20 protein-coding genes are annotated in these 21,704 nt (G+C 67.0%); 8 read left to right on the top strand and 12 right to left on the bottom strand.

Annotated features, from left to right (window positions below):
• Positions 1–42: 42 nt before the first annotated feature.
• Complete coding sequence (ubiA, locus tag AC3G88_RS00795; RefSeq protein ID WP_488892972.1) at positions 43–927, top strand: 4-hydroxybenzoate octaprenyltransferase; 885 nt, start codon at positions 43–45, stop codon at positions 925–927.
• 51 nt (positions 928–978) lie between these two features.
• On the opposite strand, the gene proC is transcribed toward ubiA, so the two are convergent.
• Positions 979–1,797: a pyrroline-5-carboxylate reductase gene (gene proC, locus AC3G88_RS00800; RefSeq protein WP_488892973.1), complete on the bottom strand. Its 819-nt coding sequence runs from the start codon at positions 1,795–1,797 to the stop codon at positions 979–981.
• 92 nt (positions 1,798–1,889) lie between these two features.
• Entirely contained in the window at positions 1,890–2,579 is a 690-nt protein-coding gene (locus AC3G88_RS00805; protein WP_488892974.1) for a YggS family pyridoxal phosphate-dependent enzyme, read from the bottom strand.
• Between the two features lie 112 nt (positions 2,580–2,691).
• On the opposite strand from AC3G88_RS00805, the gene AC3G88_RS00810 reads away from it, so the two are divergent.
• Genes AC3G88_RS00810 through AC3G88_RS00820 form a run of 3 tightly spaced genes read left to right on the top strand, consistent with a single transcriptional unit; the run spans position 2,692 to position 5,434 of the window.
• The gene (locus AC3G88_RS00810; protein WP_153947304.1) at positions 2,692–3,735 is read left to right on the top strand and encodes a type IV pilus twitching motility protein PilT; all 1,044 of its coding nucleotides are present in this window, start codon (positions 2,692–2,694) and stop codon (positions 3,733–3,735) included.
• 9 nt (positions 3,736–3,744) lie between these two features.
• Entirely contained in the window at positions 3,745–4,884 is a 1,140-nt protein-coding gene (locus AC3G88_RS00815) for a PilT/PilU family type 4a pilus ATPase (protein ID WP_153947305.1), read from the top strand.
• A 55-nt stretch (positions 4,885–4,939) separates the two neighbouring features.
• Positions 4,940–5,434: a glutathione peroxidase gene (locus AC3G88_RS00820; protein WP_400391373.1), complete on the top strand. Its 495-nt coding sequence runs from the start codon at positions 4,940–4,942 to the stop codon at positions 5,432–5,434.
• Between the two features lie 23 nt (positions 5,435–5,457).
• On the opposite strand, the gene AC3G88_RS00825 is transcribed toward AC3G88_RS00820, so the two are convergent.
• The 10 genes from AC3G88_RS00825 to AC3G88_RS00870 form a co-directional block, all read right to left on the bottom strand.
• Positions 5,458–6,150, bottom strand: a complete 693-nt coding sequence (locus AC3G88_RS00825) for a helix-turn-helix transcriptional regulator (RefSeq protein ID WP_092601546.1) — start codon at positions 6,148–6,150, stop codon at positions 5,458–5,460.
• Positions 6,151–6,157: 7 nt separating this feature from the next.
• Positions 6,158–6,562 (bottom strand): VOC family protein, encoded by a 405-nt coding sequence (locus tag AC3G88_RS00830; protein ID WP_153947308.1) that lies wholly within the window; start codon positions 6,560–6,562, stop codon positions 6,158–6,160.
• Positions 6,563–6,658: 96 nt separating this feature from the next.
• Positions 6,659–7,384, bottom strand: coding sequence for an LrgB family protein (locus AC3G88_RS00835; RefSeq protein ID WP_153947309.1), 726 nt, complete (start codon positions 7,382–7,384; stop codon positions 6,659–6,661).
• Positions 7,381–7,752, bottom strand: a complete 372-nt coding sequence (locus AC3G88_RS00840; protein WP_400391383.1) for a CidA/LrgA family protein — start codon at positions 7,750–7,752, stop codon at positions 7,381–7,383. The genes AC3G88_RS00835 and AC3G88_RS00840 overlap by 4 nt, the downstream gene beginning before the upstream one ends.
• A gap of 167 nt (positions 7,753–7,919) precedes the next feature.
• On the bottom strand, positions 7,920–9,191 hold the full coding sequence (gene glcF / locus AC3G88_RS00845) for a glycolate oxidase subunit GlcF (protein WP_488892975.1): 1,272 nt from the start codon (positions 9,189–9,191) through the stop codon (positions 7,920–7,922).
• 42 nt (positions 9,192–9,233) lie between these two features.
• Complete coding sequence (gene glcE, locus AC3G88_RS00850; RefSeq protein ID WP_488773484.1) at positions 9,234–10,349, bottom strand: glycolate oxidase subunit GlcE; 1,116 nt, start codon at positions 10,347–10,349, stop codon at positions 9,234–9,236.
• Positions 10,350–10,397: 48 nt separating this feature from the next.
• The gene (locus tag AC3G88_RS00855; RefSeq protein ID WP_400391391.1) at positions 10,398–11,336 is read right to left on the bottom strand and encodes an ion transporter; all 939 of its coding nucleotides are present in this window, start codon (positions 11,334–11,336) and stop codon (positions 10,398–10,400) included.
• A gap of 79 nt (positions 11,337–11,415) precedes the next feature.
• Positions 11,416–12,927: an FAD-linked oxidase C-terminal domain-containing protein gene (locus AC3G88_RS00860; protein ID WP_400391393.1), complete on the bottom strand. Its 1,512-nt coding sequence runs from the start codon at positions 12,925–12,927 to the stop codon at positions 11,416–11,418.
• Positions 12,928–13,147: 220 nt separating this feature from the next.
• Positions 13,148–14,038 carry a LysR substrate-binding domain-containing protein gene (locus AC3G88_RS00865; RefSeq protein WP_488773483.1) on the bottom strand — a complete coding sequence of 297 codons (891 nt, stop codon included), beginning with the start codon at positions 14,036–14,038 and terminating at the stop codon, positions 13,148–13,150.
• A gap of 10 nt (positions 14,039–14,048) precedes the next feature.
• Positions 14,049–15,467 carry an FAD-binding oxidoreductase gene (locus AC3G88_RS00870; protein WP_400391399.1) on the bottom strand — a complete coding sequence of 473 codons (1,419 nt, stop codon included), beginning with the start codon at positions 15,465–15,467 and terminating at the stop codon, positions 14,049–14,051.
• A gap of 193 nt (positions 15,468–15,660) precedes the next feature.
• Here AC3G88_RS00870 and AC3G88_RS00875 point away from each other — a divergent pair, with 193 nt between their 5' ends.
• From AC3G88_RS00875 to AC3G88_RS00890, 4 genes are all read left to right on the top strand, one after another.
• Positions 15,661–16,215: a cob(I)yrinic acid a,c-diamide adenosyltransferase gene (locus tag AC3G88_RS00875; RefSeq protein ID WP_488773482.1), complete on the top strand. Its 555-nt coding sequence runs from the start codon at positions 15,661–15,663 to the stop codon at positions 16,213–16,215.
• A 169-nt stretch (positions 16,216–16,384) separates the two neighbouring features.
• Positions 16,385–18,331, top strand: coding sequence for a molecular chaperone DnaK (dnaK, locus tag AC3G88_RS00880; protein ID WP_400391406.1), 1,947 nt, complete (start codon positions 16,385–16,387; stop codon positions 18,329–18,331).
• A 174-nt stretch (positions 18,332–18,505) separates the two neighbouring features.
• Positions 18,506–19,648 (top strand): molecular chaperone DnaJ, encoded by a 1,143-nt coding sequence (dnaJ, locus tag AC3G88_RS00885; protein ID WP_092601499.1) that lies wholly within the window; start codon positions 18,506–18,508, stop codon positions 19,646–19,648.
• Between the two features lie 114 nt (positions 19,649–19,762).
• The gene (locus AC3G88_RS00890) at positions 19,763–21,613 is read left to right on the top strand and encodes a chorismate-binding protein (RefSeq protein ID WP_488892976.1); all 1,851 of its coding nucleotides are present in this window, start codon (positions 19,763–19,765) and stop codon (positions 21,611–21,613) included.
• Positions 21,614–21,704 lie beyond the last annotated feature (91 nt).

Raw genomic sequence — 21,704 nt, forward strand, 5'->3', positions numbered from 1 at the left:
TGCCGGTAGTATTGCCGGAAGTTTCGTCAGAAGTCCGCCGCCATGTCTCATCCCTCCGCCGCCCCCCATCATCCAAGCCGAATTGCGCTGTATGCCCGACTTGTACGCATCGACAAGCCAATCGGCACGCTGCTGCTGCTGTGGCCCACGCTCTGGGCGATGTGGATGGCTGCCGGCGGGCCGCCGTCCTGGCAGATTTTCTGGATCTTCTTCGCCGGCACGTTCCTGATGCGCTCGGCGGGCTGCGCCATCAACGACTGGGCCGACCGCGATTTCGACAAGCACGTGAAGCGCACCAGGGAGCGGCCGCTGACCGCCGGGCTGATCGCCGGCTGGGAAGCGCTGGCCGTGGCCGCCGTGCTGGCGCTGATCGCGTTCGCGCTGATCCTGCCGCTGAACGGGCTGACCAAATGGCTGGCCGTCGTGGCGGCGGTGCTGGCCGGGACCTACCCGTTCTTCAAGCGGTTCTTTGCGATTCCGCAGGCCTACCTGGGCATTGCCTTCGGGTTTGGCATTCCGATGTCGTTCGCCGCCATCCAGGGCGAGGTGCCGGTCGTGGCCTGGCTGATGCTGCTGGGCAACGTGTTTTGGGCGGTGGCGTACGACACCGCCTATGCGATGGTCGATCGTGACGACGACCTGCTGCTGGGCATGAAGACGTCGGCCATCACGTTCGGTCGCTTCGACGTGGCCGCGATCATGATCTGCTACGCGGCCTTTCTGGGGCTGATGGCCGGGGCCGGCGCACTGCTGGGCCTGGGCTGGGCCTACTACGCCGGGCTGGTGGCGGCCGCCGTGCTGGCGGGTTACCACTACACGCTGATCCGCGAGCGGGACCGCATGAAGTGCTTTGCCGCGTTCCGGCACAACAACTGGCTGGGCGCCTGCGTGTTTGCGGGCGCCTTCGCGGCTTACCTGCTGAAATAGACCGGTTGTTTGCGCCGCGCTTCCATGGCATGGAAGCACGGCGCCATCCCGTCAATCCTTGCCGAACTCCGCACCCATCTCGCGTCCGCGCGCGGCGGCGGCGTGCATGGCCTTGACGAAAGCGTCCTTCATGCCGCTGGCATCCATCGCCGTCAAGGCGGCATAAGTCGTGCCGCCCTTGGACGTGACGCGCTCGCGCAGCGTGGCCACCGGCTCGGGAGATTCGGCCGCCAGCGCCGCCGCGCCACGGAACGTTTCCACGGCCAGTTTCCGGCCCTGTTCGGCGGACAATCCCATTTCCACGGCCGCGCGCTCCATCGCCTCCACAAAATAGAACACGTAGGCCGGCCCGCTGCCCGAGATCGCGGTGACGGCGTCGATCTGGTCGTCGTTGTCCACCCAGACGCACTGGCCCACGGCTTCGGCCACGGCCGTGGCGATATCCCGGTCGGCGCCGGACAGACCCGGGGCTGCGGCCAGGCCGGTCATGCCCAAGCCGGCCAGCGCGGGCGTGTTCGGCATGGCGCGCACCAGACGGCTGCGGCCCAGCCAGCGGGCCATGTCCTGCAGCCGGATGCCGGCCGCGACGCTGATGATGAGGTTGTCGGTCAGCAGCGGCTCAAGCGCGGCGACGGCGTCACGGAACTGCTGCGGCTTGACGGCCAGCACGATCACGTTGCTGGCGCCAAAGGCGGCGTCGGGCGCAGCCAGCGCCTTGACGCCGCTCTGGGCCAGGCGCTGGCGGGCATCTTCCGAGGGATCGACCACGCGGATCGACCCGGCCGGCACGCCACGGGCCACCAGGCCGCCGATCAGGGCAGAGGCCATGTTGCCACCGCCGAGAAAGCCAAAGGTGAGGGAATCGAGCATCAGGTTTCCTGGTGTGCCGGCGCGATACGTGGCGGCCGGCGTTTTTTCATGTCATGGGATGCGAAAGACGGCGCGGACCCTGCCGGGCGCCATCAGCGCCGCGCGCCGAAAATCGCGGTGCCGATACGCACCAGCGTGGCGCCCTCGGCAATGGCCGCGTCCATGTCGGCGGACATGCCCATCGAGAGCGTGTCCACGTGTAGCCCGGATTGCCGCAGTTGATCAAGCAACGCACGGAGGGCGGCAAACGGTTGACGCTGGGCGGCCGGGTCGGCCGCTGGCGCCGGAATGGCCATCAGGCCGCGCAGCCGCAGGTTCGGCAGCGCCGCGATGGTTTGGGCCAGCGCCGGCACCTCGGCCGCCGCCACGCCGCTCTTGGTGTCCTCGTTGCTGATATTGACCTGGATGCAGACCTGCAGCGGCGGCAGCCCTGCCGGACGCTGGGCGGACAGCCGCTCGGCGATCTTCAGCCGGTCGATGGCATGGACCCAGTCGAACTGCTCGGCCACCGGCCGCGTCTTGTTGCTTTGCAGGGGGCCGATGAAATGCCACTGGATCTGGCCGCGCAGCGCGTCCAGCGCGGCGATCTTTTCCACGCCTTCCTGGACATAGTTCTCGCCGAAAGCCCGCTGGCCGGCGTCGAAGGCCTCGCGGACCCGATGCGCCGAAACCGTCTTGGAAACCGCCAGCAATGTGACATCGGCCGGCGCCCTGCCGGCTTGTTGTGCGGCCGCCGCGATGTCATTTTTCACGGCTTGCAAGTTGGCGGCGATTACAGACATAATCCAGCGGATATATTCGAAGAAGTACAACTAGAAGTACAACAATAAACCTTTGAAGGCCCGGCAAATCGATATTCGCGCCAGGGCCTCTTTCAGGGTGGGGTCATTATAGATGGACATCGCACAGCTTCTGGCCTTCGCGGTCAAGAACAAGGCATCCGATCTTCACCTCTCGGCCGACATGCCGCCGATGGTGCGTATTCACGGGGACATGCGCCGCATCAACGTCGCGGCGATGACGCACAAGGACGTCCACGCCATGGTGTACGACATCATGAGCGACGTTCAGCGCAAATCCTATGAAGAACGGCTGGAGGTCGATTTCTCGTTCGAGATCTCGGGCCTGTCCCGTTTCCGGGTCAACGCCTATACCACGCAGCGCGGCTCGGCCGCCGTATTCCGTACCATTCCGTCGAAGGTGCTGACGCTCGACGACCTGCATGCGCCGGCGGTGTTCGCCGACCTGTGCATGAAGCCGCGCGGACTGGTGCTGGTGACCGGGCCGACCGGTTCGGGCAAGTCCACCACGCTGGCGGCGATGGTCGACCATCGCAACGACAACGACATGGGCCACATCCTCACGGTGGAGGACCCGATCGAATTCGTCCACAACTCAAAAAAGAGCCTGATCAACCAGCGCGAGCTGGGGCCGCACACGCATTCGTTTGCCAATGCGCTGCGTTCGGCGCTGCGGGAAGACCCGGACGTGATCCTGGTGGGCGAATTGCGGGATCTGGAAACAATCCGCCTGGCGCTGACGGCGGCGGAAACCGGCCACCTGGTCTTTGCCACCCTGCACACCAGTTCGGCCGCCAAGACCATCGACCGGGTGGTGGACGTGTTCCCGCCCGAGGAAAAGGACATGGTCCGGACCATGCTGTCCGAATCGCTGGAGGCCGTGATCTCGCAGACGCTGCTCAAGACGCGCGACGGCAATGGCCGCACCGCGGCGCACGAGATCATGATCGCCACGCCCGCCATCCGCCACCTGATCCGCGAGAACAAGATTGCGCAAATGTACTCGATGATGCAGACGTCCAGCGGCATGGGCATGCAGACGCTGGACCAGTGCCTGGGCGACCTGATCAAGCGCGGCATGATCAACTACAACGATGCGCGGGCGATTGCGAAGAACCCGGACGCATTCATGGGCTAAGGGGCGATCATGCTCGACCGCGAATCCGCATCGAAGTACATCAACGATCTGCTCGAGCTGATGGTGAACAACCGCGGCTCGGACCTGTTCATCACCTCCGAATTCCCGCCGGCCATCAAGGTCGACGGCAAGATCACGCCGGTGTCGCAGCAGCCGCTGAACCCGACGCAGGCGCTGGGCCTGGTGCGTTCAATCATGAACGAGCGCCAGGTGAAGGAGTTCGACGACACGCGCGAATGCAACTTCGCGATCACGGCGCCCAACGCGGGCCGCTTCCGGGTGTCGGCGTTCATCCAGCAGGGCCGCGCCGGCATGGTCGTGCGAACCATCAACACGCGCATCCCGTCGGTGGAAGACCTGGACCTGCCGCAGTCGCTGCATGACATCGTGATGTCCAAGCGCGGGCTGGTGATCGTGACCGGCGCCACGGGCTCGGGCAAGTCGACCTCGCTGGCGGCCATGCTGGACCACCGCAACGCGCACTCGTACGGCCACATCATCACGATCGAGGACCCGATCGAGTACGTGCATGCGCACCAGAACTGCATCGTCACGCAGCGCGAGGTGGGCATCGATACCGAGTCGTGGCACATCGCACTGAAGAATACGCTGCGCCAGGCGCCCGACGTGATCCTGATCGGCGAAATTCGCGACCGCGAGACGATGGAATACGCGATGCAGTACGCCGAGACGGGCCACCTGTGCCTGGCCACGCTGCATGCGAACAACGCCAACCAGGCCATCGACCGGATCGTCAACTTCTTCCCCGAGGAAAAGCGCCAGCAGCTGCTGATCGACCTGTCGCTGAACCTGAAGGCGATGATCTCGCAGCGTTTGCTGCCGCGCGCCGGCCGCAAGGGCCGCGTGCCGGCCGTGGAAATCATGATCGGCACGCCACTGGTGGCCGACCTGATCTTCAAGGGCGAGATCCACGAGCTCAAGGAAGTCATCAAGAAATCGCGTGAGCAGGGCATGATCTCGTTCGACCAGGCGCTGTTCGAACTGTACGAGGCCGAGAAGATCACCTACGAGGACGCGCTCAAGAACGCCGACTCGCTGAACGACCTGCGCCTGATGATCAAGCTCCATAGCACGCGGCATCGCGACGCGGATCTTGGCGCCGGCACCGAACACCTGAACGTGATCTGACGCAGGCGGCCGGGGCGCGGTATCCTTGCGCCCATTACCTTTCAGGAGACCGACGATGAGCAACGTCTACCAGTTCGAGGCCAGTTCGCTGGCAGGCCAGCCGGTGCCGCTGGCCGACTTCCGGGGCAAGGTGCTGCTGATCGTCAACACGGCCAGCGAGTGCGGCTTCACGCCCCAGTACGCGGGTCTGCAGACGCTGCAGGACAGCTACCAGACGCGCGGCTTCGATGTGCTGGGCTTTCCGTGCAACCAGTTCGGCAAGCAGGAGCCGGGCGATGCCGAACAGATCGGCGCGTTCTGCGAATCGCGCTTCCACGTCACCTTTCCGATGTTCGCGAAGATCGATGTCAACGGCGCCGATGCGCATCCGCTCTACAAGTGGCTGACGTCGGAAAAGCCGGGGCTGCTGGGCACGCAGGCCATCAAGTGGAATTTCACCAAGTTCCTGCTGCGCCGCGACGGCACGATCTTCAAGCGCTATGCGCCGACCACCAAGCCTGACGAGATTCGCGGCGACATCGAGACACTGCTGAGCGATCCGGGCGCCTGAAACGGACCGGGCGGCGGCCGCCTTCAGCCGTGCGAGTCCGCCCGGACCGCGCGCAGGAAGCCGTTGAGCGAACGCTCCGGCGTTTCGTGGAAATGCTCGGCCAGCATGGTCAGCTTGCGGCAGCGGTCCAGCCGGAAGCTGCGGTAGTCCTCGCGCGCCGTGCACCAGGCGGCCACCAGCCAGACATTGCCCCAGAAGAACAACCCCAGCGGCTGCACCACGCGCACGGTGTCGCGCTGCTGCGCATCGGAATAGTCGATCTGCAGCAGCCGCTGCGCGCCGATGGCCGTGTGGACGATGTCGAACGCCTCGCGCACGGCGGGGTGGTTGGCATATTCGGGCGCGAAGATGCGGCTCTGCTGCGCGGCCAGGCGCCGTTGCGGCGGCAGGGCGGCCATCAGCTTTTCCAGCGATGGCTCGGCCGCGGCGGCCAGCGCGCCGCCGCCCCAGGCCTTGAGCAGGCGCAGGCCCGCCACCATGGCCTCCACTTCCATCGACGTGAACATCAGCGGCGGCACATCGTAATCGGGCCGCAGGCGGTAGCCGATGCCGGCTTCGCCCTCCACAGGCACGCCGGACAGCGACAGCGCCTGGATGTCGCGGTAGACCGTGCGTTCGGACACGCCCAGCCGCTGCGCGAGCAGCGCGGCCGTGGTCAGGCGGCGCCCGCGCAGGACCTGGACGATCTGGAAAAGGCGGTCGGCGCGTCGGCTCATGGCGGTGTCAGTGCGCGACGGCGGCGGGTGCGGCAACCATGGCCGGTTCGTGCAGGCCGATCCGGTTGCCTTCGCTGTCGGTGATATGGGCGAAGCGGCCCATGTTGTCGGGCAACTGTACCGGGCCGCGCACGGTGCGGCCTCCGGCATAGGTGACGCGCGCCAGCACGTCGTCGAGTTGGGGGGCGTTGAAATACGGCACCGGGCCGTAGAACGCGCTGGACCGGTATTGCTCGCCGCGCACCAGCGCACCGGCCGAGCTGGCATGGGTGAATACGGCCAGGTCGACGTCGCCCACGGTTTCGCGGCGTAGCGGATGCTCGAACACCGTTTCGTAGAACTGCATTGCGCGCTTCATGTCGGTCACCGGGATTTCCAGCCAGTTGACCAGTGCATTGGACGGGTTGGCCATGGTGGCGCTCCTCTTCGTCATGTCGGGAGACCGGATCATGCGCGGACACTCCTGACAGCGTGCTGTCAGGAGCATGTCAGGGGCGCGGGTGAGGTCTCAATGCGGCATCCAGGCCGCCATCACCGGCACCAGGATGGCCGTCAGTACGCCATTCAGCCCCATGCCCAGCGCCGAAAACGCGCCGGCCTCCTGGCTGACCTGAAACGCCCGGGCCGTGCCGATGCCGTGGGCTGCCACGCCCGTGGCAAAGCCGCGCACGGTGTAGTCGCGCACGCGCAGCAGGTTCAGCAGGCCGGTGGCGCTGATTGCGCCGATGATGCCGGTGGCCATCACCAGCACGGCGGTCAGCGACGGCAGGCCGCCGATCTTTTCGGACACGCCCATCGCGATCGGGATCGTCACCGACTTCGGCGCCAGCGACAGCACCACCTCGGGCGAGGCCCCAAGCAGGTAGGCGATGCCCACCGCCGACACCACGGCGGCCACCGAACCGGCCAGCAAGCCGGCCAGCAGCGGCAGCACATTGCTGCGCAGCTTCGGCAACTGCGTGTACAGCGGCACAGCCAGCGCCACGGTGGCCGGCCCCAGCAGGAAGTGCACGAACTGCGCGCCGTCGAAGTAGGTCTTGTACGGCGTGCCAGTTACGGTCAGCACCGTGACCAGGATGGCCACCGAGATCATCACCGGATTGGCCAGCGGCGAGAACCGCGCCCGTTCGTAGATGCGGAACGCGAACACATAGGCAATCAGCGTGGCGGTCAGCCCGATCAGCGGACTGGCGGCCAGGTACACCCAGATTTCATTGAGGCGCGGCGACATCATGGCTGGGCTCCGGCATCCACGGCATCGGCGGGCGGCTTGCGCATCAGTGCGCGCGTGACCAGCGCGGTCACGGCGATGGCCACCCAGGTGGAGATCACCAGCGCGATGACGATCGGCAGCCATTCGCTGCCGATGCGGTTGGCATGCACCATGATGCCGACGCCGGCCGGCACGAACAGCAGTGACAGGTGCTTGAGCAGGTCATTGGCCGAGCCCTGGATCACGGGCAGCAGCCGGTTGTCGAATACGAGCCAGCCGAACAGCAGCAACATGCCGAGCACGGGACCGGGCACGGGCAGGCGCAAGGCGTAGCTGATGACTTCGCCCACGGTCTGGAAGACCAGCAGGATGGCAAACGTCTGGAGCATGGGGGCAGCTTGGGAGAATCCGATGTGCCGCCATGTTACTCCCGGACAAGATGCGTGCAAGATGAGGCACCGGGCCGTTGCGCCGGGAACACGGCCCTCGCCATGCAGGCGCTGGCCCCTCTCCCCCGACCCCTCTCCCGCCTTGCGGGAGAGGGGAGCAACCATCCCTACGCCGCCTGCGCCGCCACTGTGGGCGCCAGCATGCGGTCCACCAGCTCCACCCAATGGATCACCGGCGTGTCCGTGCCGCTTTGCAGGTGCGTGATACAGCCGATATTGGCCGTGGCGATGGCATCGGGCGACGTGGCCTGGAGCTTGCCCAGCTTGTCGTCGCGCAGCTTGTACGACAGCTCGGGCTGCAGTACCGAGTACGTGCCCGCCGAGCCACAGCACAGGTGGCTGTCTGCGCAGAGCCGCACGTCCACGCCCAGGCGCGTCAGCAGCGATTCCACCTTGCCGCGGATCTGCTGGCCGTGCTGCAGCGTGCAGGGCGGATGCCACGCCACGCGGCGGCCATCGCGCGGCACCGCGCCGGCCAGCCGGTGCAGGTCGTCGGCGAAGTCGGGCAGCAGCTCGGACAGGTCGCGCGTCAGCGCCGACACGCGTGCGGCCCGTTCGGCGTACTTCGGATCATTGCGCAGCAGGTGGCCGTAGTCCTTGACCATCGCGCCGCAGCCCGATGCCGTCATGACGATGGCCTCGGCGCCGGCCTGGATATGGGGCCACCAGGCGTCGATGTTGGCGCGCATGTTGTCGAGCCCGCCCGCATGGTCGCCGGTGTGGAAGCGGATCGCGCCACAACAGCCGGCCTCGCGCGCCAACACCAGTTGCACACCGAGCTTGTCGAACACGCGGGCCGTCGCGGCATTGATGTTGGGCGACATGGCGGGCTGCACACAGCCGTCGAGCAACAGCATCTTGCGCGGATGCTCGCTGCGCGGCCAGGTGCCCGGCGGCGTCGGGTGCGCCGGCACCTTGTTGCGCAGCGTCTGCGGCAGCAGCGGCCGCACGATCTGGCCCAGCTTCAGCGCCGGGCCGAACAGCCCGGGCCGGGTCAGGCCCTCGCGCAGCATCCAGCGCGCGATGCGCTGTTTGGCGGGGCGCTGGACCCCCTGTTCGGCCAGCCGGTCATCGACGATCTGCCGGCCGATGTCGACCAGGCGCCCGTACGTGACCCCCGACGGGCAGGTCGATTCGCAGTTGCGGCAGGTCAGGCAGCGGTCCAGGTGCAGGCGCGTGCTTTCGGTCACCGCGCTGCCTTCGAGCACCTGCTTCATCAGGTAGATGCGCCCGCGCGGGCCGTCCAGTTCGTCACCGAGCAGCTGGTAGGTGGGGCAGGTGGCGGTACAGAAGCCGCAGTGCACGCATTTGCCGACGATCGATTTCGCCTCTTCGCCTTCGGGCGTGTTGCGCAGGAATTCGGCCAGTGTGGTTTGCATGGTGGGGGATCGTTATCGTTGGGGACCGTGTCCGGACGTGGCTCAAAGCCCGCTGTACATGCGCTGCGGATTGAAGATGCCCGCTGGATCGAAGCTGGCCTTCAGCCGCCGGTGGATCGCCGCCAGCGGCGCCGCGAGCGGCGTGAACACGCCCACGGCCTTGTCGCCGTTGCGGAACAGCGTGGCATGGCCACCCACGGCCTGCGCGGTTGCGCGGACGTGGTCGGCCGACGCGGCGCTGTCGTCGGGCGCCAGCCACCAACGCTGGCCGCCGCCCCATTCCACCAGTTGCTCGCCGGGCAGGTCCAGCGGTGTTGTCACCGGCGGGACGGCAATGCGCCACAGCGCGCGGCCGGCGTCGCGTGCCGGGGTGAAGAACGGATAGGTCTGCTCGCGCAGGGCGGTCCACAGCTGTCGGGCGTGGCTGGCATCCACCACCTCGCCGCCCAGGCTGTCGCGCGCCGCGCAAACGGCGGCGGTGGCGCCGCTCAGGCGCACACACAGCACGCCGTCATGCCAGGCCGACGCCGCGATCGGCAACGGCTTGCCGCCCCATTTGTTGAGCTGGTCGATGGCGTCGGCCTGGGACAACGCAAAGCGCAGCGTGGCGTCGTCGAACGGCACGGGCAGCACCTTCAGCGATACCTCGGTGACCAGGCCCAGCGTGCCGAGCGAGCCGGCCAGCAGGCGCGATACATCGTAGCCGGCCACGTTCTTCATGACCTGCCCGCCGAAGTTCAGGATCTCGCCCTTGCCGTCCATCAGCTGCGCGCCAAGCACGAAATCGCGCAGGGCGCCCACCGACTGTCGGCGCGGCCCCGACAGCCCCGCCGCGAAGGCGCCGCCCAGCGTGGCGGTGCTGGCCTGGCCGTGCGCGGCGAAATGGGGCGCCTCGAAGGCCAGCATCTGGCGGCGCTCGGCCAGCACGTCCTCGATCTCGGCCAGCGGCGTGCCGCAGCGCGCGGTGATCACCAGCTCGGCCGGGTCATAGTCGACGATGCCGCGATACGCGCGCGTGTCGAGCACGGTGCCGATCAGCGCCTGGCCGTAGAAATCCTTGCTGCCGCCGCCGCGCAGCCGCAGCGGAGTGCGGCTGTCGCCGGCCTGGCGAATCGCGTCGCGGAAGGTCGCGAGGGTGGCGTCGAGGGTGGCTTGCATGAGGACGTGTCGTGATAGGGTGGGTGGGTCAGGGGCGCATCGGGCCAATCATGGGCGCGGCGGCCTGGGTGGCGGCCGGTTCTCCACGGCGCCTTCGAGCCGGCCCTCCAGGCCTGGCTCGCTGCGGTACGCCGGCAGCGCGCTGCCGCAGTGCTGGCAGAACCTGGCGGACGGCTCGTGCCCTTCGGTCAGGCATTGCTCGCACGAGCGCGTGGTCAGCGGCCGCTTGATGATGCTGGCGGCCAGCTCGGCGCCGACGATGCCGGTCGGGAAGGCGATGATCCCGTAGCCCAGCAGGATCGTCAGCGACGTGATGAACTGCCCGATCGGCGTCTTCGGCACCATGTCGCCGAAGCCCGTGGTGGTCAGCGTGACGATGGCCCAGTACATGCTGAGCGGAATGCTGGTGAAGCCGTGCTCGGGGCCTTCGACCACGTACATCACGGTGCCCAGGATCACCGTGATGATGAACACGGTGGCCAGGAACACGAAGATCTTGCGCCGGCTGTTGGCCAGTGCGCGGGCCAGGATCTCGGCCTCCTCGAAGTACACCGTGAGCTTGAGGATCCGGAACACCCGCAGCAGGCGCAGCAGCCGCACGTCGATCAGGAACGCCAGCTCGGGCACGAAGAACGACGCCCAGGTGGGCATGATCGAGATGAAGTCGATGATGCCGTAGAAGCTCAGCGCGTAGCGCAGCGGGCGCTTCACCACGCACAGCCGCATGACGTACTCGGCCGTGAACAGCAGCGTGAACATCCATTCCAGCGCCGTGAACGCCGTGCCCAGCCGGGCGTGGATGGACGGCACGCTGTCCAGCATCACCACGCCGACGCTGGCGACGATGGCGATCAGCAGCACGACGTCGAACAGTCGCCCCGGGCGTGTGTCGGCTTCGAAGATGATCGTGTACCAGTGCTGGCGCCAGCCCGATTCGGGCTGGCCCAGGCGCTGGCGGATCATGGCGTTGGTGTGGCGTTGTGGCATGTCTGACGAAACGGGTAAGCGGGGGCGGGTGGATAAACAGGCGGCGTGCCGCCATCCCCCGCCGGGCCCGGCGCGTCGATCAGAATCGCGGGATGTCGGGGTGGGGCAGCAGGCCGCGCCTGACGTGCATCTTGCCGTATTCGGCACAGCGTGCCAGCGTCGGGATGGCCTTGTCCGGGTTGAGCAGGCGCGCGGGATCGAACGCCGCCTTCACGCCGAAGAACGCCTCGCATTCCTCGCGCGAGAACTGCACGCACATCGAATTGAGCTTTTCGACGCCCACGCCATGCTCGCCGGTCACGGTGCCGCCCAGTTCGACGCAGGTCTCCAGGATGTCGGCGCCAAACAGTTCGGCGCGGTGCCATTCATCGACGTCGCCGCCATCGAACAGGATCAGCGGGTGCATGTTGCCATCGCCGGCATGGAACACGTTGATGCACCGCAAGCCGTACTTCTGCTCCATCCGTTCGATGCGCTTGAGCAGCGTGCCGATGTGCTTGCGCGGGATGGTGCCGTCCATGCAGTAGTAGTCGGGCGAGATACGGCCGGCGGCCGGGAAGGCATTCTTGCGGCCGCTCCAGAAGCGCAGGCGCTCGGCCTCGTTCTGCGACACCGTGATGCGCGTGGCGCCCGAAGCGCGCAGCACCTCGCTCATGCGGCCGATTTCCTCGGCCACTTCCTCGGGCGTGCCGTCCGACTCGCACAGCAGGATGGCGGCGGCATCGAGGTCGTAGCCGGCCTTGACGAATTCCTCCACGGCGGCCGTGGCGGGGCGATCCATCATCTCCAGGCCGGCCGGGATGATGCCCGCGGCAATCACGTCGGCCACGGCATTGCCGCCTTTTTCCACGTCGTCGAAGCTGGCCATGATGACCTGCGCCAGCTGCGGCTTGGGGATGAGCCGGACGGTGACCTCGGTGACCACCGCCAGCATGCCTTCGGAGCCGATGATCGTGGCCAGCAGGTCCAGGCCCGGCGAATCGGGCGCCTCGGAGCCGAACACGACCACATCGCCCTCCATCGTCACCGCGCGTACGCGCAGCACGTTGTGGACGGTCAGCCCGTACTTCAGGCAATGCACGCCGCCGGAGTTCTCGGCCACGTTGCCGCCGATGGAGCAGGCGATCTGCGACGACGGGTCGGGTGCGTAATAGAGATTGTGCGGCGCGGCCGCTTCGGAAATGGCCAGGTTGCGCACGCCGGGCTGGACCACCGCCGTGCGCGAATACGGATCGACCGACAGGATGCGCTTGAACTTGGCCAGCGACAGCACCAGGCCGCCCGCGACCGGCATGGCGCCGCCGGACAGGCTGGTGCCGGAACCACGCGGCACTACGGGCACGCCGAGTTCGTGGCACAGGCGCAGCACGGCGCAGACCTGGTCCTCGGTGTCGGGCAGCACCACGGCATCGGGCACCTGCCGGTAGGCGGCCAGGCCATCGCACTCGTAGGGGACGGTGTCTTCGGCCCGCCACAGCACGGCCGCGTCGGGCAGGATGGCCGACAGCCGGGCCAGCAGCGCGGCACGGCGGCCATCGGCGGCTTGGGCGGATACATCCGCAACGGTGCGGGCGTCTTGCGGGGCGTTCATGGCAGCAACTCCTGTGACGGACCGGGCGCCGCATGCTGCTTCGCAGGCACGCGGCCGGGACGGCAGACTATAGCGCAGGCACCTCGCCAGGCGGGCGCCCGGGCACGTGAATTCCGCATGCCGACCCGATCAAAATGGTTCATGCCGGCGCGGGCAGGGGGGCGGCACCGGCGCACACCGTCGTCGGGCAGGGGACGCTTCCAGCGTAGTGGCTCAGGCGCTACCAGTCCAGCCCGAGCAGCCAGTCGATGAAGTAGCGCGCCTCGGGCAGCAGCGGCGCCTGCTCGCGCTCGACGATGTAATAGCCGTGCGGCGAGATCGATTCCACATCGAGCAGCTTGACCATCTGGCCGGCCGCCAGCCACTGGCGCGCCATGCGCTGGCGCACCAGGCCCACGCCCTGGTTCGACACGATGGCCTCCAGCATCAGGCCGATGTCGTTGAACTGGGCGCCGGTCTGCGGCTCGGGCCAGTCCAGGCCCGCCGTCTCGAACCACGGGCGCCACGGTTCCAGCGGGCTGCGCAGCAGCGTCAGGTTGTGCAGGTCCTCGGGCCTAGTGATGGCAAAGCCGTTCACGCGCTCGTAGTATTCGCGGCCGCACGCCGGGAACACCGGCTCCACCAGCAGCTTGGTGGTCTTCAGGTCCGGATAGCGGCCCGTGCCGTAGCGGATCTCGATGTCGGTATCCTCTGCCTTCACATCCAGGAACGGCACCGCCAGGTGCAGTTCCAGGTCGATATGCGGATACAGCGCGCTGAACTCGGGCAGGCGCGGCACCAGGTGCTGGCGCCCGAAGGTGGGCGGAATGGCCACGCGCAGGCGCGTGCGCAGCTTGTTGTACTCGGGGCGCGCCAGTTCGTTGAGCGATTTCAGCGCATCCTGCACGTTGCGCTGGTAGCGCGTGCCGGCCGCCGTGAGCCGCAGCGCGGCGTTCGAGCGCACGAACAGGTCCTCGCCCCAGAGCTCCTCCAGGTTCTTGATGCGATGCGAAACCGCGCTGGGCGTGACCGACAGTTCCTCGGCCGCGCGGGCAAAGCTGCCCAGGCGCGCCGCCGATTCGAAGGCGATCAGCAGGTGCAGCGGCGGAACGCGTTGGAAGACCGATGCCATGGCCGCGGGCTCAGCGCGACGCGCTGAAGATCTTGCCCGGGTTCAGGATGTGGTTCGGGTCCAGCGCGTCCTTGATGGCGCGCATCAAGTCCAGCGCGTCCTCGCCGTGCTCCTGCACCAGAAAGCCGATCTTGTGCAGCCCCACGCCATGCTCGCCGGTGCAAGTGCCGCCCATCGACAGCGCGCGCTCGACGATCCGGCGGTTGATGGCCTCGGCCTCGGCCATTTCCTCGGGCTTGCCGGTATCGACCAGGATCGCCACGTGGAAATTGCCGTCGCCGACATGGCCGACGATCGGGCAGGGCAGCGACGATGCGTTCAGGTCGCGCTCGGTCTCGGTCACGCAATCGGCCAGGCGCGAAATCGGCACGCAGACGTCGGTGGTCACCGCGCGGCAGCCGGGCTTGAGCTGCAGCATCGCAAAGTAGGCCGTGTGACGGGCATTCCAGAGCCGCGTGCGGTCTTCGGGGCGGGTGGCCCACTCGAAGCCCTGGCCGCCATGCTCGGCCACGATCTCCTGCACGGTCTCGGCCTGCTCGCGCACGCCGGCCTCGGTGCCGTGGAATTCGAAGAACAGGTGCGGGGTCTCGGGCAGCGTCAGGTTGTCGTGGCGGTTGATGGCGCGGATGGCCAGCGCATCGACGAATTCCACGCGCGCCACGGGCACGCCCAGCTGGATGGTCTGGATGGTGGCACGCACCGCGTCGCCCATGCTCGGGAACGCGCATACGGCAGCCGAAATGGCCTCGGGCTGCGGATACAGGCGCACCGTGACCTCGGTGATGATGCCCAGCGTGCCTTCGCTACCGATGAACAGGCGGGTCAGGTCGTAGCCGGCCGACGACTTGCGCGCGTGGGTGCCGGTGCGGATCACGCGGCCGTCGGCCATGACCACGGTCAAGGCCAGCACGTTTTCGCGCATGGTGCCGTAGCGCACGGCGTTGGTGCCCGACGCGCGCGTGGCGCACATGCCGCCCAGCGACGCGTCCGCGCCCGGGTCGATCGGGAAGAACAGGCCCGTGTCCTTGATTTCCTGGTTCAGCTGCTTGCGCGTGACGCCGGGCTGCACGGTGACGGTCAGGTCTTCGGGATGGACGGCCAGCACGCGGTTCATTTGCGACAGGTCAAGGCTGACCCCGCCGGCAACGGCCAGCAGGTGGCCTTCGAGCGACGAACCGGCGCCGTAGGGAATCAGCGGCACGCCGTGGGTGTTGCACAGCCTGGCCACCTCGGCCACTTCCTCGGTGCTGTGGGCAAATACCACGGCATCGGGCAGGGCGGGCGGAAATGGCGATTCGTCGCGGCCATGGTGCTCGCGCACGCCGTTCGAGGTGGAAAAGCGGTCGCCGAAACGGGAGGTCAGGGCATCGGCCAGCGCGGACGGGAACGGGCGGCGCGCCAGGGCGGCGGCAGGTGTGGGGTGGTTCATGCGGGTCTCCGGGCGGGCCGTATGGCTCTGTATGCAATGGAATGCCGCTATTCTACGACTCGCCTACGCCGCGTGCGCCACCTGATGGGCGGGCAATGGCCGCCATCCGGCCGATAAACGGCCATCCCGGACCGGAAGCAGGCCATAATTGCGCCACTTCGAAGCACCAACCCCAGAAAACGAGGAGACCGGCATGGGCAACCGCCTGTCCAAGATTGCCACGCGCACCGGCGATGCCGGCACCACCGGGCTCGGTGACGGCAGCCGCGTGGGCAAGAACAGCCTGCGCATTGCCGCCATCGGCGACGTCGACGAGCTGAATTCCCAGATCGGCCTGCTGCTGACCGAGCCGGACCTGCCGGCCGACGTGCGCGATGCGCTGCTTCATATCCAGCACGACCTGTTCGACCTCGGTGGCGAACTGTCGATTCCCGGATACACCCTGCTAAAGGAACCCCAGGTGGCGCAGCTCGATACCTGGCTGGAGCACTACAACGCCAGCCTGCCCCGCCTGGCGGAATTCATCCTGCCGGGGGGCAGCCGCACCGCCGCCCACGCCCATGTCTGCCGCACCGTGTGCCGGCGCGCCGAGCGTTCCCTGGTGGAACTGGGCGCCGCCGAATCGCTCAACGACGCGCCGCGCCAGTACCTGAACCGGCTCTCGGACCTGCTTTTCGTACTGGCTCGCGTGCTGAATCGCGTGGACGGCGGCACCGACGTGTTGTGGCAGCGCGGGCGGCCGTCCTGATTGTGACGAATAACTAACTTTCAGCCGGCTGGCGGGTCTGGCCGGATAAACCGAGAAAATTACTCGGATTTGCAGATTACACCCTTGAAATGGCCCGGGACGGCCACATTTCGCTCTCAGTCGAGATTGCAGTCCCTGACTGAGAGACAGGGCAATAGGAGAGAACACTATGGGTAAGATCATCGGTATCGACCTGGGTACCACCAACAGCTGCGTGTCGGTCCTGGAAGGCAACACGCCAAAGGTCATCGAAAACTCGGAAGGCGCGCGCACCACGCCGTCGATCATCGCCTACATGGAAGATGGCGAGATCCTGGTGGGCGCCCCGGCCAAGCGCCAGGCCGTGACCAATCCGCGCAACACGCTGTATGCCGTGAAGCGCCTGATCGGCCGCAAGTTCGAGGAGAAGGAAGTCCAGAAGGACATCGGCCTGATGCCGTACTCGATCGTCAAGGCCGACAACGGCGACGCCTGGGTTGGCGTGCGCGACCAGAAGCTGGCCCCGCCGCAGGTGTCGGCCGAAGTGCTGCGCAAGATGAAGAAGACCGCCGAGGACTACCTGGGCGAGCCGGTGACCGAGGCCGTGATCACGGTGCCGGCGTACTTCAACGACTCGCAGCGCCAGGCCACCAAGGACGCCGGCCGCATCGCGGGCCTGGAAGTCAAGCGCATCATCAACGAACCGACCGCCGCGGCGCTCGCGTTCGGCATGGACAAGAACGAGAAGGGCGACCGCAAGATTGCGGTGTATGACCTGGGTGGCGGCACGTTCGACATCTCGATCATCGAAATCGCCGACGTCGATGGCGAGAAGCAGTTCGAAGTGCTGTCGACCAATGGCGACACGTTCCTGGGCGGCGAAGACTTCGACCAGCGCATCATCGACTACATCATCGGCGAGTTCAAGAAGGAACAGGGCGTCGATCTGTCGAAGGACGTGCTGGCCCTGCAGCGCCTGAAGGAAGCCGCCGAAAAGGCCAAGATCGAACTGTCGAGCTCGCAGCAGACCGAGATCAACCTGCCGTACATCACGGCCGACGCCTCGGGTCCGAAGCACTTGAACCTGAAGATCACGCGCGCCAAGCTCGAAGCCCTGGTGGAAGACCTGATCGCCCGCACGATCGAACCGTGCCGTACCGCGATCAAGGACGCCGGCGTCAAGGTCAGCGACATCGACGACGTGATCCTGGTGGGCGGCATGACCCGCATGCCGAAGGTGCAGGAGCAGGTGCGCGAGTTCTTCGGCAAGGAAGCCCGCAAGGACGTGAACCCGGACGAAGCCGTGGCCGTGGGTGCCGCCATCCAGGGTTCGGTGCTGTCGGGTGACCGTACCGACGTGCTGCTGCTGGACGTGACGCCGCTGTCGCTGGGCATCGAGACGCTGGGTGGCGTGATGACCAAGATGATCTCGAAGAACACGACCATCCCGACCAAGCACGCCCAGGTGTTCTCGACCGCTGACGACAACCAGCCGGCCGTGACGATCAAGGTGTTCCAGGGCGAGCGCGAGATGGCCAGCGGCAACAAGCTGCTGGGCGAGTTCAACCTGGAAGGCATTCCGCCGTCGCCGCGCGGCATGCCGCAGATCGAGGTCTCGTTCGACATCGACGCCAACGGCATTCTGCACGTGGGCGCCAAGGACAAGGCCACCGGCAAGGAAAACCGCATCACGATCAAGGCGAACTCGGGTCTGTCGGAAGACGAGATCCAGCGCATGGTGAAGGACGCCGAGGCCAACGCCGAGGAAGACAAGAAGGCCCGCGAGCTGGCCGATGCCCGCAACCAGGCCGATGCGCTGATCCATTCGACCCGCAAGGCCCTGACCGAGCATGGCGACAAGCTCGAGGCCGGCGAGAAGGAAAAGATCGAAGCCGCGATCAAGGAACTGGAAGACGCCGCACGCGGCGGCGACAAGACCGAGATCGATGCCAAGGTCAATGCGCTGTCCGAAGTCAGCCAGAAGCTCGGCGAGAAGGTCTATGCCGACATGCAGGCCAAGGCCGGTGAAGCCGGCGCGGCGGGTGCAGGCGCGGCCGGTGCCGGCCAGCAGCAGGCCCAGCCCCAGGACGATAACGTCGTGGACGCCGAGTTCAAGGAAGTGAACGACAAGAAGTAAGCGGGAAGGGGGCGGCGGCGCGGGTGATGCCGGCGCCGCTGCCCGTTCCCGACGCCGGGCGACGGTGGTCTGACTCACGGTGCAAACCACGGTCGGACACCGCGCTCGGCTTTTTTGCTTATCGCCCGCCGGGTGTTTTCATGACCCGCCGGGCCCATCAGGTATTGAGCCACCATGGCAAAACGTGACTACTACGAAGTGCTCGGGGTAGGCAAGAACGCGAGCGAAGATGAGATCAAGAAGGTTTATCGCAAGCTCGCGATGAAGTACCACCCGGACCGCAATCCGGACAACAAGGAAGCCGAGGAAAAATTCAAGGAGGCCAAGGAAGCCTACGAGATGCTTTCCGACCCCGAGAAGAAGGCTGCCTATGACCAGTACGGCCATGCGGGCGTGGACCCGAACATGGCCGGCGGCTTCGGCGCCGGCGGGTTTGGCGGCGGCGGCTTCGCCGAGGCGTTTGGCGACATCTTCGGCGACATCTTCGGCCAGGCGGCCGGCGGTGGCGGCCGGCGCGGCAACGGCCCGCAGGCCTACCGGGGCGCCGACCTGCGCTACAGCATGGAGATCTCGCTGGAGCAGGCCGCGCACGGCCACGAGGCGCAGATCCGCGTGCCGCACTGGGACGATTGCGATCACTGCCACGGCAACGGCGCCGAGCCAGGGTCGTCGGTGGAAACCTGCCCGACCTGTAACGGCGTAGGCCAGGTACGTGTGTCGCAGGGCTTCTTCACGATGCAGCAGACCTGCCCGAAGTGCCACGGCAGCGGCAAGTTCATCCCCAAGCCATGCACCAAGTGCCACGGCCAGGGCAAGCTGAAGTCGCAGAAGACGCTCGAAGTGAAGATTCCGGCCGGGATCGACGAAGGCATGCGCATCCGCTCTTCGGGCAATGGCGAGCCGGGCATCAACGGCGGCCCCCCGGGCGATCTGTACGTCGAAGTGCATATCAAGCCGCACGAGGTATTCGAGCGTGATGGCGACGACCTGCACTGCCAGATGCCGATCTCGTTCGCCACGGCGGCGCTGGGCGGCGAGCTCGAGGTGCCGACGCTGGGCGGCAAGGCCAGTTTCCCGGTGCCCGAAGGCACGCAGGGCGGCAAGACGTTCCGGCTGCGCGGCAAGGGCATCAAGGGCGTGCGCTCGGGCTATCCCGGCGACCTGTACGTGCATGTGAACGTGGAAACGCCGGTCAAGCTGACTGACGCCCAGAAGGAACTGCTGCGCCAGTTCGACCGCTCGGTGCACGAAGGCGGTTCGCGCCACAGCCCGCAGGAGCAATCCTGGCTGGACAAGGTGAAGAGCTTCTTCAGCTAAGCCTTCGCGCCGCTGGAAACAGAAACCGGCTACGTGAGCAACGTGGCCGGTTTTTTTATGTATCGTTGGTGCTGGAACGGCCCGGTCCGTCTCCCGACCACGTTCGCCAGATTGATGTCTCTCACCGATCCCTTCGTTCTGCTCGACGATGCCCACGCGCCTGGCGTCGCCGCATCGCGCCTGTACACCGGCTTCGTACGCCAGGACATCGTGCCGGCCGGCACCGATGCCGCCGCGCTCGACGCACTGCTGGCACAAGGCTGGCGCGACGGCCTGCACGTTGCCCTGTTTGCGCCGTACGAGTTCGGCGGCCATCTCGTCGGCGCTCCGGTCCATCTGGACGAACGGCTACCGTTCCACGATGGCGCCTTGCGCCTGCTGTGGTTCCGTACGCTGACGCTGCTCGACGCCGGACAGGTGAAGCAGTGGGTCGATGCCCAGGCCCGGCCCGGCCCGGCTGGCGTGCTCGACGTGGCCGGCAACCTGTCGCGCGAACAGTACACCGCCGCCATCGCGCGCATCCATGCGTACATCGAGGCGGGCGATACCTACCAGGTCAACTTCACGCAACGGCTCGGTTTCCAGGCGTTCGGCGATCCGGTGGCCTTCTACGCCGCGCTGCGCGATGCCCAGCCCGTGCCGTTCGGCGCGCTGGCACGGTTGCCCGGCGATGGCTGGGTGCTGTCGTTGTCACCGGAACTGTTCGTGGCGCACGATGGCGGGGGCCATCTGGTGGCCCGCCCGATGAAAGGCACGGCCCCGCGCACCGGCGATGCCGACGTGGATGCACGATCGGCCAGGGTCCTGGCCGCCGATCCGAAGAATCGCGCCGAGAACGTGATGATCGTCGACCTTCTGCGCAACGACCTGGGTCGCCTGGCCGTGCCCGGCAGCGTGGCGGTGCCCAATCGGTTTGTAGTGGAGCCGTTCGGCCGCGTGCTGCAGATGACGTCCACGGTCACCGCCACGGCGCAGGCCGGCACGTCGTTCGGCAGCCTGATGCAGGCGCTGTTCCCGTGCGGGTCGATCACGGGCGCACCCAAGCGCCGCACCATGCAGATCATCGCCGAACTGGAATCCTCGCCACGCGGGCTCTACACGGGGTCGATTGGCTGGCTCGACGCGCCGCGCGCCGGTGGCGCGCTGGGCGCTTTCGGCATGTCCGTAGCAATCCGTACGCTGGTGCTGGCCGCAGCCGACGAGACCGGCCTGCGGCGCGGCGAGATGGGCGTGGGCGGCGGCATCGTCCATGACAGCGTGGCCGACGACGAGTTCGCCGAATGCGGCTGGAAGGCGCGCTTCCTGACGGCGCATGACCCGGGCTTCACGCTGTTCGAGACCATGCATGCGCACGACGGCGTCGTGCTGCATCGCGAACGGCATCTCGCGCGCATCGCAAAATCTTCAAAAACTTGTGGATTCGCATTCGACACACCGGCCGCTCGTGCTGCGTTGCAGGCCGAGGCCGCGCGGCTGGGCGACGGCGACTGGCGCTTGCGGATGAGCGTCGACAAGCGCGGCGGCATCGCCTTTGCCAGCGGACCGCTCGCGCCGCTGCCAGCCGCGACAGTCGATCTCGAAATGGCGGAACTGCGATTGCCCGTGGCCGATCCGCTGCGCCGCCACAAGCTCAGCGCGCGTCATACCTTCGATCAGGGCTGGCAGGCCGCGGAGCGTGCCGGGGCATTCGACTGCCTGTTCTTCAACACGCGCGACGAACTGCTCGAAGGGGGCCGCAGCTCGGTGTTCGTCAAGGTCGATGGGCAGTGGCTGACGCCGCCGCTGTCTGCCGACATCCTGCCCGGCGTGATGCGCGCGGTGGTGCTGGAGGCGGGCGACGCGCTGATCGACGGCCCGGTGGCCGAGACGACAGTGACGCGAGAGGCGGTGCTGCGAGCCGAGGCGATCGTCGTCGCCAATGCGCTGAGGGGGACGATGCGGGGGCGGTTGCGTGACAGGACCTGAGGGTTTTCTCCCCTCTCCCATTGATGGGAGAGGGGCGGGGGAGAGGGCGGGCGGTTGTGGTACTCGGCAAGTCGCTCGTAGCCGAGACGCT

The organism is Cupriavidus sp. 86D6 (genome assembly GCF_057815095.1).

What these genes read in the sequence shown, in the direction of transcription:
- AC3G88_RS00815 (WP_153947305.1), top strand. Translation starts at nt 3,745, where the DNA reads ATGCTCGACCGCGAATCCGCATCGAAGTACATCAACGATCTGCTCGAG.
- AC3G88_RS00810 (WP_153947304.1), top strand. Translation starts at nt 2,692, where the DNA reads ATGGACATCGCACAGCTTCTGGCCTTCGCGGTCAAGAACAAGGCATCC.
- AC3G88_RS00820 (WP_400391373.1), top strand. Translation starts at nt 4,940, where the DNA reads ATGAGCAACGTCTACCAGTTCGAGGCCAGTTCGCTGGCAGGCCAGCCG.
- AC3G88_RS00805 (WP_488892974.1), bottom strand. Translation starts at nt 2,579, where the DNA reads ATGTCTGTAATCGCCGCCAACTTGCAAGCCGTGAAAAATGACATCGCG.
- AC3G88_RS00840 (WP_400391383.1), bottom strand. Translation starts at nt 7,752, where the DNA reads ATGCTCCAGACGTTTGCCATCCTGCTGGTCTTCCAGACCGTGGGCGAA.
- AC3G88_RS00890 (WP_488892976.1), top strand. Translation starts at nt 19,763, where the DNA reads ATGTCTCTCACCGATCCCTTCGTTCTGCTCGACGATGCCCACGCGCCT.
- AC3G88_RS00865 (WP_488773483.1), bottom strand. Translation starts at nt 14,038, where the DNA reads ATGGCATCGGTCTTCCAACGCGTTCCGCCGCTGCACCTGCTGATCGCC.
- AC3G88_RS00835 (WP_153947309.1), bottom strand. Translation starts at nt 7,384, where the DNA reads ATGATGTCGCCGCGCCTCAATGAAATCTGGGTGTACCTGGCCGCCAGT.
- AC3G88_RS00830 (WP_153947308.1), bottom strand. Translation starts at nt 6,562, where the DNA reads ATGGCCAACCCGTCCAATGCACTGGTCAACTGGCTGGAAATCCCGGTG.
- dnaJ (WP_092601499.1), top strand. Translation starts at nt 18,506, where the DNA reads ATGGCAAAACGTGACTACTACGAAGTGCTCGGGGTAGGCAAGAACGCG.
- glcF (WP_488892975.1), bottom strand. Translation starts at nt 9,191, where the DNA reads ATGCAAACCACACTGGCCGAATTCCTGCGCAACACGCCCGAAGGCGAA.
- glcE (WP_488773484.1), bottom strand. Translation starts at nt 10,349, where the DNA reads ATGCAAGCCACCCTCGACGCCACCCTCGCGACCTTCCGCGACGCGATT.
- AC3G88_RS00875 (WP_488773482.1), top strand. Translation starts at nt 15,661, where the DNA reads ATGGGCAACCGCCTGTCCAAGATTGCCACGCGCACCGGCGATGCCGGC.
- proC (WP_488892973.1), bottom strand. Translation starts at nt 1,797, where the DNA reads ATGCTCGATTCCCTCACCTTTGGCTTTCTCGGCGGTGGCAACATGGCC.
- AC3G88_RS00825 (WP_092601546.1), bottom strand. Translation starts at nt 6,150, where the DNA reads ATGAGCCGACGCGCCGACCGCCTTTTCCAGATCGTCCAGGTCCTGCGC.
- AC3G88_RS00860 (WP_400391393.1), bottom strand. Translation starts at nt 12,927, where the DNA reads ATGAACGCCCCGCAAGACGCCCGCACCGTTGCGGATGTATCCGCCCAA.
- ubiA (WP_488892972.1), top strand. Translation starts at nt 43, where the DNA reads ATGTCTCATCCCTCCGCCGCCCCCCATCATCCAAGCCGAATTGCGCTG.
- AC3G88_RS00855 (WP_400391391.1), bottom strand. Translation starts at nt 11,336, where the DNA reads ATGCCACAACGCCACACCAACGCCATGATCCGCCAGCGCCTGGGCCAG.
- dnaK (WP_400391406.1), top strand. Translation starts at nt 16,385, where the DNA reads ATGGGTAAGATCATCGGTATCGACCTGGGTACCACCAACAGCTGCGTG.
- AC3G88_RS00870 (WP_400391399.1), bottom strand. Translation starts at nt 15,467, where the DNA reads ATGAACCACCCCACACCTGCCGCCGCCCTGGCGCGCCGCCCGTTCCCG.